This window comes from Chromatiales bacterium 21-64-14, from assembly GCA_002255365.1.
Classification (GTDB): Bacteria; Pseudomonadota; Gammaproteobacteria; order 21-64-14; family 21-64-14; genus 21-64-14.
Window position 1 is genome coordinate 50525 of record NCBI01000016.1, and the last position, 9522, is coordinate 60046.

The 9522-nt window shown below is 66.2% G+C and carries 9 protein-coding genes; 3 read left to right on the plus strand and 6 right to left on the minus strand.

Annotated elements, in window-relative coordinates:
- Positions 1-20: 20 nt before the first annotated feature.
- Together B7Z66_09185 and B7Z66_09190 are read right to left on the minus strand one after the other, a co-directional pair.
- Complete coding sequence (locus tag B7Z66_09185; GenBank protein OYV76370.1) at positions 21-971, minus strand: ADP-glyceromanno-heptose 6-epimerase; 951 nt, start codon at positions 969-971, stop codon at positions 21-23.
- A gap of 67 nt (positions 972-1038) precedes the next feature.
- Entirely contained in the window at positions 1039-2520 is a 1482-nt protein-coding gene (locus tag B7Z66_09190; protein ID OYV76371.1) for a bifunctional heptose 7-phosphate kinase/heptose 1-phosphate adenyltransferase, read from the minus strand.
- Positions 2521-2738: 218 nt separating this feature from the next.
- Here B7Z66_09190 and B7Z66_09195 point away from each other — a divergent pair, with 218 nt between their 5' ends.
- Both B7Z66_09195 and B7Z66_09200 read left to right on the plus strand, forming a co-directional pair.
- Positions 2739-3587 carry a lipid A biosynthesis acyltransferase gene (locus B7Z66_09195; protein OYV76372.1) on the plus strand — a complete coding sequence of 283 codons (849 nt, stop codon included), beginning with the start codon at positions 2739-2741 and terminating at the stop codon, positions 3585-3587.
- 103 nt (positions 3588-3690) lie between these two features.
- Positions 3691-4809, plus strand: a complete 1119-nt coding sequence (locus B7Z66_09200) for a hypothetical protein (protein ID OYV76373.1) — start codon at positions 3691-3693, stop codon at positions 4807-4809.
- 187 nt (positions 4810-4996) lie between these two features.
- Here B7Z66_09200 and B7Z66_09205 read toward each other — a convergent pair whose 3' ends face one another.
- Complete coding sequence (locus tag B7Z66_09205) at positions 4997-5812, minus strand: hypothetical protein (GenBank protein ID OYV76374.1); 816 nt, start codon at positions 5810-5812, stop codon at positions 4997-4999.
- 141 nt (positions 5813-5953) lie between these two features.
- On the opposite strand from B7Z66_09205, the gene B7Z66_09210 reads away from it, so the two are divergent.
- On the plus strand, positions 5954-6976 hold the full coding sequence (locus B7Z66_09210; protein OYV76382.1) for a hypothetical protein: 1023 nt from the start codon (positions 5954-5956) through the stop codon (positions 6974-6976).
- On the opposite strand, the gene B7Z66_09215 is transcribed toward B7Z66_09210, so the two are convergent.
- The 3 genes from B7Z66_09215 to B7Z66_09225 form a co-directional block, all read right to left on the minus strand.
- The gene (locus tag B7Z66_09215) at positions 6942-8276 is read right to left on the minus strand and encodes a hypothetical protein (GenBank protein ID OYV76375.1); all 1335 of its coding nucleotides are present in this window, start codon (positions 8274-8276) and stop codon (positions 6942-6944) included. The two genes, B7Z66_09210 and B7Z66_09215, sit on opposite strands and share 35 nt — an antisense overlap.
- A gap of 8 nt (positions 8277-8284) precedes the next feature.
- Positions 8285-9262: a hypothetical protein gene (locus B7Z66_09220; GenBank protein ID OYV76376.1), complete on the minus strand. Its 978-nt coding sequence runs from the start codon at positions 9260-9262 to the stop codon at positions 8285-8287.
- 68 nt (positions 9263-9330) lie between these two features.
- Positions 9331-9522 (minus strand): hypothetical protein (locus B7Z66_09225; protein OYV76377.1); only part of this gene is annotated, 192 nt, incomplete at its 5' end.

Here is a 9522-nt window from a genome sequence, read left to right on the forward strand (position 1 = left end):
GCGGGGTTGGCGCGTCCGGCTCATCCGCCGCCGTGCAACCATTCCATATAGTCGCCCACCCCCTCTTCCACGCTCCGGAACGGGTGCGCATAGCCCGCGGCGCGCAGGGCGTGGATATCCGCCTCCGTAAAACTCTGATAACGCCCGCGCAGCTCCTCCGGAAACGGAATGTATTCGATCTCGCCGCGACCGTGCCAACCGATCACGGACCGGGCGACATCGTTGAAGGTCTGGCTGCGGCCGGTGCCCACGTTGAAGATGCCGGAGACCTCGGGATGATCCAGCAGCCACAGGTTCACCTCCACGGCATCCTCCACATGGACGAAGTCGCGGCACTGTTCGCCGTCACCGTAGCCGTCACAACCCTGAAACAATCTGAGCCGCTCCCCGGCGAGCAACTGGCGATCGAGGTGGTAGGCCACACTGGCCATGCGCCCCTTATGGGCCTCCCGGGGTCCGTAGACGTTGAAGTAGCGCAGGCCCGCCACCCGGCGCGCGCCCGCCGCGAGCCGCCGGCGCACAAGCTGATCGAACAGGTGTTTCGAATAGCCGTACACGTTTAACGGCGCCTCGTTGGCCCGCTCCTCCCTAAACGCCCGACCCGCCCCATAAACCGCGGCGGAAGAGGCGTAACGGAATGGAATGCCACGATCGATGCAGTACTCGAGCAGGACCTTGGAGTACTCATAGTTGTTGCGCATCATGTAGCGCCCATCCCACTCGGTGGTCACGGAGCAGGCGCCCTGATGAAACACCGCGTCGATCCCCTGCGGCCATTCCTCACCGCGCAGGACGCGGGACAAAAAATCCTCCTGGTCGAGATAGTCCGCGATGTCGCAATCCACGAGGTTGCGGAACTTGACACCGTCACGCAGGTCATCCACCACCAGCACGTCGTCGCGCCCGCGCCGGTTCCAGGCCTTGACCAGATTGCTGCCGATGAATCCCGCGCCACCGGTGATGATGATCATGGTTCCTGTCCAGTGGTCCGGCTCTTCCGGACCTTACATGGTGCGCAGCGCCCGGGCCCGCCACCGGTCATACGCCGTCCGGGGACTCCCCGTGCGGCGCCTTCGGCCCGTGCGCCGGCTCCGGGGCGCGGATCGCCCGGATCAAGGCGCTGGTAGAACATCCATCCCGGTACGGGAGCACCAGGACCCGGCCGCCGTTGGCCTGCACCTGGGCACCCCCGGCGATCTCCTCGGGACGGTAGTCACCTCCCTTCACCAGCACATCCGGGAGCAGCCGACCGATGAGACGCTCCGGCGTGTCCTCGGAAAACGCGACCACCCAGTCCACGCAACGCAGCGCCGCGAGCACCGCCATGCGCTGGGAAACCGGCGTGACGGGACGACCGGGTCCTTTGAGGCGGCGCACCGAGGCATCGTCGTTGACCGCCACCACCAGCCGGTCACCGAGCCGTCGAGCCTCCTCCAGGTACGCCACATGTCCGGCGTGGAGCAGGTCGAAACATCCGTTGGTCAGCACGATGCGTTCCCCCGCGGCCTGTGCCTCTGCCACGACATCCGCCAGCTCGGCCTCCTCCAGGGTTCCGGGCCGCACGCCGTCCTGTTCCCGCAGCGCGCGGCGCAGTTCCGCCACCGACACGCTGGCGGCGCCGAGCTTGCCCACCACGATGCCCGCCGCCAGATTCGCCAGGGCAGTGGCCGCGCCCAGGTCCATGCCCGCCGCGAGACCCGCCGCCAGCACCCCGATCACCGTGTCCCCGGCCCCGGTGACGTCGTACACCTCGTGCGCGTGGACCGCCAAGTGCAGGGCCTCGGCATCGGGGCGCACCAGAGTCATCCCCTGCTCACCCCGGGTGATGAGCACGGCGCCAATGGAATGGGCCGCGAGCAACGCACGCGCCTTCTCCACCAGCGTGGCGTCGTCCTCGCACGGACCCACCACCGCCTCAAATTCGGCGCGGTTCGGAGTCACCAGGGTCGCGTTCCGGTAGCGGTCGAAATCGCGCCCTTTCGGGTCCACCAATACCGGTACCGGACGGCGTGCCTCCAGCGCGGCACGGATCATCGCCGGGGCCCCTTGCAAGGCGCCCTTACCGTAATCCGACAGCACGACGACGTCCGCCCGCGAGAGGGCGTCGCGGAATCCGTCCAGCAACCCGGGGGCATCATGCGTAACCGTCGCGTCTTCGAAGTCGAGCCGGATGAGTTGCTGGTGCCGGCTCAGCACCCGCAGCTTGGTGACCGTGGCATATCCGTCCAAAACCAGGATATGGGGCGTGACCCCCGCCTGTTCCAGGAGCCCCCGCAGCCGCAGACCGGCCTCGTCGGCACCGGTATAACCCAACGCTGTGACCCGCGCCCCCAGGGCCGCGATATTCAGGGCCACGTTGCCCGCGCCCCCCGGACGCTCGCTGCACGCCCCGATCCGCACCACCGGCACCGGGGCCTCCGGGGAGATCCGCGACGCGGCCCCCTGCCAGTACCGGTCCAGCATGAGATCACCGGCCACCAACACCCGGGCCCCTTCGAAACTGGGAATTTGCAGGTTCATGCCCGCGCGCCGCCGTGCCCGATCAACACGGCGAGCATGATACCACAGGGGTGACACCGTTCCGGTTCGAGGCAGCGTTTTGCGCCCATCGTAACGTGGGCGGTAGAATCCCAGGCTCGACTCCCATCGGATCGAACGTGACGACAACCACCCCCACTCCGCCGCACCGGCGCCGGTTCAGGCCGCGTTATTGGGCCACGTGGGTGGGCGTTGGATTCATGTGGTGCTTGGCGCAACTCCCCTATCGGGCGCAACTGGGGCTCGGCCGCTGGATGGGCCGACTCCTGCGGCCCTTTGCCCGTGAGCGCCGGCACATCGCGGACGTAAATCTGCGCTTGTGTTTCCCGGAACTCGATTCCCGCCCCCGCGCTGCCCTGATTCGCGCCCACTTCGAATCCCTCGGGATCGGCGCGTTCGAGACCGCCATGAGTTGGTGGGCAAGCGCGGAACAGTTACGGCCCCTGGCCCACATCGAGGGCCTTGAACACCTCCATGGGGCGCTCCAGCGGGGCAAGGGCGTCCTCCTGCTGAGCGCCCACTTCACCACCCTGGAGATCGGTGGCCGTCTGCTGTCCCTGACCGCCCCGTTCCACGTGTTATACCGCGAACACAAGAATCCAGTGTTCGAGACCGTCATGCACCGGGCACGGAGGAAACACTTCGAACGCGCGATCCCCAGGGAAGACGTGCGCGCCATGCTCCACAGCCTCAAGGCGAACATGCCGGTCTGGTACGCGCCGGATCAGAATTACGGGGGGGAACACAGCGTCTATGTGCCATTCTTCGGCGTGCCGGCCGCCACCATCACCGCCACCTCGCGCCTGGCGCGGATCAGTGGCGCGCCGGTGGTGCCGTTCTTCCAACGCCGCCTGCCCGGCGGGCGCGGCTATCAACTGGTGCTCCACCCGCCCCTGGAGGACTTTCCCAGCGGCGACCGCGTCCAGGACGCGGCGCGGATCAACCGGCTCATCGAGTCCGAGATCCAGAAGGCGCCGGAGCAATATCTATGGGTACACCGGCGTTTCAAGACCCAGCCCAGCGGCAAGAACGTGCTCTACCGCCGCTAGGAGGCGGGTAGGGAATCGGGCTGACAACCGGCACCGCCCCGAGCCCGCGTTCCGATGCCATGGCGCGATCCCCGGGCCGCCACTGGAGCGCGCCGCCGCGTTCATGAATAATGCGGGTTTGAGGCATGCCAGCCGGAACCCGGGAATCCACGCCACCTTGAAGCCATCCGCCGTCGACTTGCCCGGCCGGGACGAGATCCGGCGCATCCTGATCATCAAATGGAGCGCCTTGGGAGACGTGGTGCTCGCCACCGCCATCATGAATGACCTACGCCATGCGTTCCCGGGGCGGGAGATCGATCTCAACACCCTGCCCCCGTGGGAATCCCTGTTCCGCGGCGACCCGCGCTTCCGGGAGGTCTTCGCCTTCGACCTGCGCAATGCCGGCCGCGGACCGGCGGAGATGCGCCGCTGGTTACGCCACGTCCATGCCCAGCGCTATGACCTGATCGTCGACCTGCAGTCCAGCGACCGTTCGCGCATCCTGCTCGGACTGCTGGCGCTGCGCGGACGCCTCCCGCGCTACCGCATCGGGAACCGGCGGGTGGTCCCATACAATTTCTACCCGGATCCGTTGCCCTGGCCGTCCCATATCCACGACCGGATGGCCTCCGCCCTGCGCAATGCGGGGATCGAACCCCGCAGCGAGCGCCCGGTACTGCATATTCCGCCCGCCAGCCGCGCCCGCGTCGCGGCCCTAAGCGTGGAGCACGCGCTCACCCCAGGCGGATACGCGGTGCTGTTGCCCGGCTGTCAGGCCGCGGGGTACTTGAAACGCTGGGGTGCGCAGCGCTACGCCGCGCTCGGGCAGTTGCTACATCAGGCGGGGATCGCGAAGATCGTACTGATCGGGGGACCCGACGAACTGGAGGAATGCCAGCGCATCGAGGCATCCGCCGGCGTGCCAGTGGTCAATCTCTGCGGCGTAACCGAGATCCTGGATATCGTGCCGCTGTGCGAGGGCGCACGGGTGGTGATCGCCAATGATACCGGCACCGCCCACGTAGCCGCGGCGGCCGGATGTCCCATCGTGCTGATCTGCGGCCCCACAGATCCGCGCAGGGTACGCCCCATCGGGCCCTCGGTGGCCACCGTTCAGGCCGAACTACCCTGCATCAACTGTTACCGCAAGACCTGCTCCCACCATTCCTGCATGCGCGTCATCACGCCGCAGCGAGTCCTCCAAGCGGCCCTCGACACGCAAGCACACGGCGGCACCTAAGACAGCTCTGACACGCCCCCGACCTACACCATCCATAATTCGGATTAGAACCGATCTCAAAATGCATCCCGGTCGCCCATGCGGCGTTGCGGACCCTGCTGCGGTGCTCATTTACTGGGTGCAAACGGCGCGCCTCGCCGGGCCCGCACCTTGCCTGAACGCCCGATCTGCGATTTTGATATAGATTCTAGTAACGTTGGGCGCGCGAGTCCCGCGGGCTTGCCGGTGCACCCGGCGGCATCAGGCGCTCGCCGTGGCGTTGGAACTGGCGCTCCTCGTACACCTTCGCGTATTTCAGGAACACATAGAAGGCGCCCGTCACGGAGGTGATAAAACCCGCCCAACCGTTCAGGAAATTGCGCTTGAACACATAGGAACGAAGAAAATACACGGGCGGATATAACACCAGGATCCACGGGTGGCGGCCGCGCCCCTTCCCGAGTTTGTCCGCGACCAGGCCGGTGGAGTAATGGTTGATCTTGTCCACCTTGGTGTGGATGTCGGTCTCGCCGAAATGATAGAAGGGGTTCAGCAATCGGTGGATAGTCCCATCCACCTTGGGTGCGGCGTGTACCGGCATATCGGTGACATGACCTTTGTGTTTGTCGAACAAACGCAAGAAGTGATTCATCCGCACCCGCGGGCTGCACATTCGCCAGAACAACTGCTCCTGGCGCGGGATTTCGTAGCCGTCGGCCTGCGGCCCTCGCTCCAGCAGGGCCCGGATCTCGGCCTGCAGATCCGGCGCAAGCGCCTCGTCGGCGTCGAGCAGCAGGACCCAACGGTTGCGCGTGTGCTCCAAGGCCATCTGCTTCTGCCGGCCGTAGCCCAGGAACTCGTGCTGGAAGATCCGGCATCCGTAGCGCTCGGCGATCGACACCGTCTCGTCGGTACTGAACGAGTCCAGAAGCACGATCTCGTCCGCCCATTTGACACTCTCCAGGCAAGGGGCTAGAGTGCGCGCGTTGTTGAATGTCGTCACAAATACCGATAGATTTTCCATATTCGATCCTTCGCGCACCGCTCCGCCGCGCGGCATGTGATCCGCGCAGGGTGCCTACGCCGGCCCACCCACGAATCGATTAGCCTGCACCATAGAATGGCGACCAAGCAAGCAGTCCCGCCCTTGCGGTTGGCCCAGGTCATGCTGTCCAAGGGATTCGGAGGCGCGGAACGGCTGTTCGTGGACCTGTGCCAGGCATTGTCCGGACAGGGGGTGCAGGTGCTCGCCGTCTGCCACCGGGACTTCGTGAAACGCCGGCAGATCGAAGGACTCCCGGGCGTGGAGGTGGCCTCGATCCGGGTACGCGGCCCCTGGGACCCGTGGGCGCGGTGGCGCCTGCGCGCGCAGCTGCGCCAGTTTCAGCCCAGCGTAATCCACTGCCATCTCGCCCGCGGCGCGTGGTTCTGCGGCCCGGCGGCGCGTGCCCTGGGAATCCCGCTGGCGGCGAATCTGCACAACTACGTGAAGCTGAAATACTACCGCGACGTGGATCTGTTCCTGCCCGGCACCCTGGACCAACGCCGCTATCTGGAGATCCACCACGTCGCGGCACAGCGCATAGAAGTCATACCCCACTTCTCCCTGCTGCCGGCGGTGGAGCACGCAACGGAGCCCGCGGGCCCAGCGCTGGTCTTCGTCAGCCTCGGGCGCCTGGTCCACAAGAAAGGCTTCGATGTGTTGCTGGCGGCGTTCCGCAAGCTGCTGGATCGCGGATGCGAGGCGCGGCTGCTGATCGGCGGCAGCGGCCCCGAACAAGACGGTCTGCGCCGCCAGGCGCGGGATCTGCGGCTCGAGAATACCGTCTCCTTCGAGGGATGGATCGAGGACGTGCCGGGCTTCCTGTCCCGCGGCCACGTCTTTGTGCTGCCGTCGCGCGACGAACCCTTCGGGATCGTCGCGCTGGAGGCAATGGCCTGCGGCAAGCCGATCGTGAGCACCCGCTGCCGGGGGCCCATGGAGGTGCTGAATGACAACCTGGCCTACCTGGCGGACCCCGGAGATCCCAGTTCCCTAACGCGTGCCATGTCAGCCGCCGCTGCTGACCACGACGAACGGAGCCGGAAGGGACAACAGGCCCTGAACCGGTACCGGGATACTTATTCGGCCGACGCGGTGATCCCCCGATTCCTCACCGCGTATCGACGTTTGGCGGCAGGTTCCTAGCCCCCTCCCTGGCCGCACCCCATTCGGCTACCGCAAGCAGCAGCAACCACCAAGCCACTGTGGACCAGTAGCTGGCGTAGAACGACATGTGCACGTTCAACGGGTTCATGGCCACCACAGTGCCAACGACCCATGGCATGGCCGCGGTTGCCACCTGCGGGGATGAGGCGCGCAGACGTCGGGCCAGCACCCAGAAGAACAACACCAGACCGATTCCGCCGGGCACGCCGGTGCCGGCCAGGATCTCCAGCAATTCCTGGTGCGGATGGGTCGGCGCCTCCGGCGGATTCTGATGCTGCCAGAAATCATGCGGCCCGGCGTAATCCCGGTATACATAGCGGAAACCGCGGGGGCCGATCCCATTGATCCAGTGGTGCTCGAATACGTTGATGGCAGTCTTCCAGATCGACAGACGATAGGATGTGGCGCGGTCGATCTCCTGGTAGTTCCCGCTGAACAGGCCCAGAGTGGTCTGCACCCGGGACTCGAACCAGGGTTGCTTCACGGCCAGCAGCCCAAGCACCACGAAAATCCCCACGGCCGCGGCGACGACCTTGTACCAAGCCACCCCCCCGTAGGCACGATAGAGAAAGATTCCGTAGCCGAGCACCGCTACCGACAACATCATCCAGGACGTGCGGTTCCCGCTCAGAAAGACGCATGCCACGTAGGGCACCAACAACAGCCACAACCAGCGCCGGCGCCGGCCGTAGCGACGCAGACCTTCGAAGAACAAGGGCGCCACGGTAGCGATTACCAAGCCGAAACGCAGGTACGGGAAAAACACGCCGGTCAATTCGGCCCCCTGATAGGGATAGCCCAGCAGGTCGCGGCCGGCAAAAAACTGCAGCATACCGTCCAGGCTCCATACGGTCAGCGTGAGGAAGACGCCCAGAAACAGGCGTTCCCGGTTGCGCGGTACGCGCAGGGCCTGAATCATAAAGATGCCGTCCAGGGGGAAGCGCAGGAAATCCCTGGCGGTGCTCGCGGCACGTTCCAGATCCGCGGCGCCGGGCAGAGACAGCACCATGGGCACCCAGAAACACAGAAACAACACGCCCATGAAACGCACCGCCGGGTCCGTCAGGATCGGGCGCCGGTTCCGGTACAGGCGATAGAGCGTAATCAACGCCATGAAGATCATGGGGGCGTTGAACAGCGTCTTGGTGGACAGCAGGAGCAGCACGCTGAGTATCAGCAGCCACTCGTAGTTCTCCGCCAGGGTCCGCCGCGCCCTCGCGGCCAACGTGACATCAGCACGCACGCGGCCTCCCGTCGTATTTGACCAGGCATCTTCCATCGGCAAGCTCAGTGGCCCGGGCGGCGCAGTCGCGCAGCGGATATGAGGCCATCCAGCGCGCGCGCTAAACGGTGATGATAGGTGTGTTCAGCCAACGCACGGCGCGCTGCCCGTGCCGCCAGTTCCCGAGCGCGACGCGGGTCCGCAAGCAGTCCGCGTACGGCGTCCACCGCCTGCCCCGGCTCCCGGTACACCGCCACCTCCGCATCGGGCTCGAAGTGGCGTTCCAGACCGGGGCGGTATTCGATCAGTTGCGGGACTCCATAACCGGCACACTCGAAACTACGCATGTTGGTTCCCTCGCGCAAGACGCGTGCGTGGACATTCAGGGACAGGGCGTGGCGCGCGTAGACCCGGCCCATGGCATCGTTGGACACGCGCGGCCGGAAGCACCCGGGATGGCGCAGCGCGAGCGGATGCCGGAGAAAGTAGTTGCCGTATACCCGGGGACGCAACCCCACCGCCAACAGCATGCCCAGGTGGAAATCCCGCTTCACATCGCGGTTGGCAATCATGCAGAAACCCTCGGGCCGCCCGCGGTCCGCTTGGGGACGGTGGATGTCCGGGTGGAACGCGAAGGCCAGTTCCCCGGCGTAGCGCCGCGTGCCCACGGCACCGCGGATCGCCTCGCCATAGCCAGGATCGGACACAAACACGCGATGATACGGCATGAAGCCGCCCGCGTCCGGTTCCGGCCCGTCGGTGAGCCAGAGGACATGGCGATCGTCCGGCGGAAGACCGTCCAGCTCCGGGAAGTGGTTAATGAACAGCGCGGCCCGGTACTGGACTGCACCGATGCGCGCCACCAGGGCGCGGCGCCAGCGCGCCCGGTCCCGCACATAGGCCAGCCGATCCGCGGCACCCACCGGATACGTGGGAATCCAAGCGACGTCGCCCGGCAACAGGTCCTGGAGCGCCTGGAACACGTAGCGGGCCAACCCACCCCGCCAGGGCTTCGCGACCAGAAGGACTTGTACCCGCTGCATGTCCGCGCGCAATTCTCCATCACAGCCGGCGATCCCGGCGGCGCATCATATCCCAGACCCAGGATCGGTTACGGCCGCCGGGGTACGGACGCCGGCCCCGCGCCTGAAATGTCACCGGCCAAACGCCAGTACAGGTCCAGGGTGTCCTGGAGCATCTGCTGCAACGTAAACGGATGAGTCTCCGGCACCGCCACCGGCTCGCGCAACAGGGCCTCCACCCGCGCCTCCAGCGCCGGCAGATCCCGCGCCGGTACCCGCCC

Bases quoted from the DNA above. Each gene is read 5' to 3' on its own strand.
- B7Z66_09185 (OYV76370.1), bottom strand. From the start codon at position 971: ATGATCATCATCACCGGTGGCGCGGGATTCATCGGCAGCAATCTGGTC.
- B7Z66_09190 (OYV76371.1), bottom strand. From the start codon at position 2,520: ATGAACCTGCAAATTCCCAGTTTCGAAGGGGCCCGGGTGTTGGTGGCC.
- B7Z66_09195 (OYV76372.1), top strand. From the start codon at position 2,739: ATGTGGTGCTTGGCGCAACTCCCCTATCGGGCGCAACTGGGGCTCGGC.
- B7Z66_09200 (OYV76373.1), top strand. From the start codon at position 3,691: ATGAATAATGCGGGTTTGAGGCATGCCAGCCGGAACCCGGGAATCCAC.
- B7Z66_09205 (OYV76374.1), bottom strand. From the start codon at position 5,812: ATGGAAAATCTATCGGTATTTGTGACGACATTCAACAACGCGCGCACT.
- B7Z66_09210 (OYV76382.1), top strand. From the start codon at position 5,954: ATGCTGTCCAAGGGATTCGGAGGCGCGGAACGGCTGTTCGTGGACCTG.
- B7Z66_09215 (OYV76375.1), bottom strand. From the start codon at position 8,276: ATGGAAGATGCCTGGTCAAATACGACGGGAGGCCGCGTGCGTGCTGAT.
- B7Z66_09220 (OYV76376.1), bottom strand. From the start codon at position 9,262: ATGCAGCGGGTACAAGTCCTTCTGGTCGCGAAGCCCTGGCGGGGTGGG.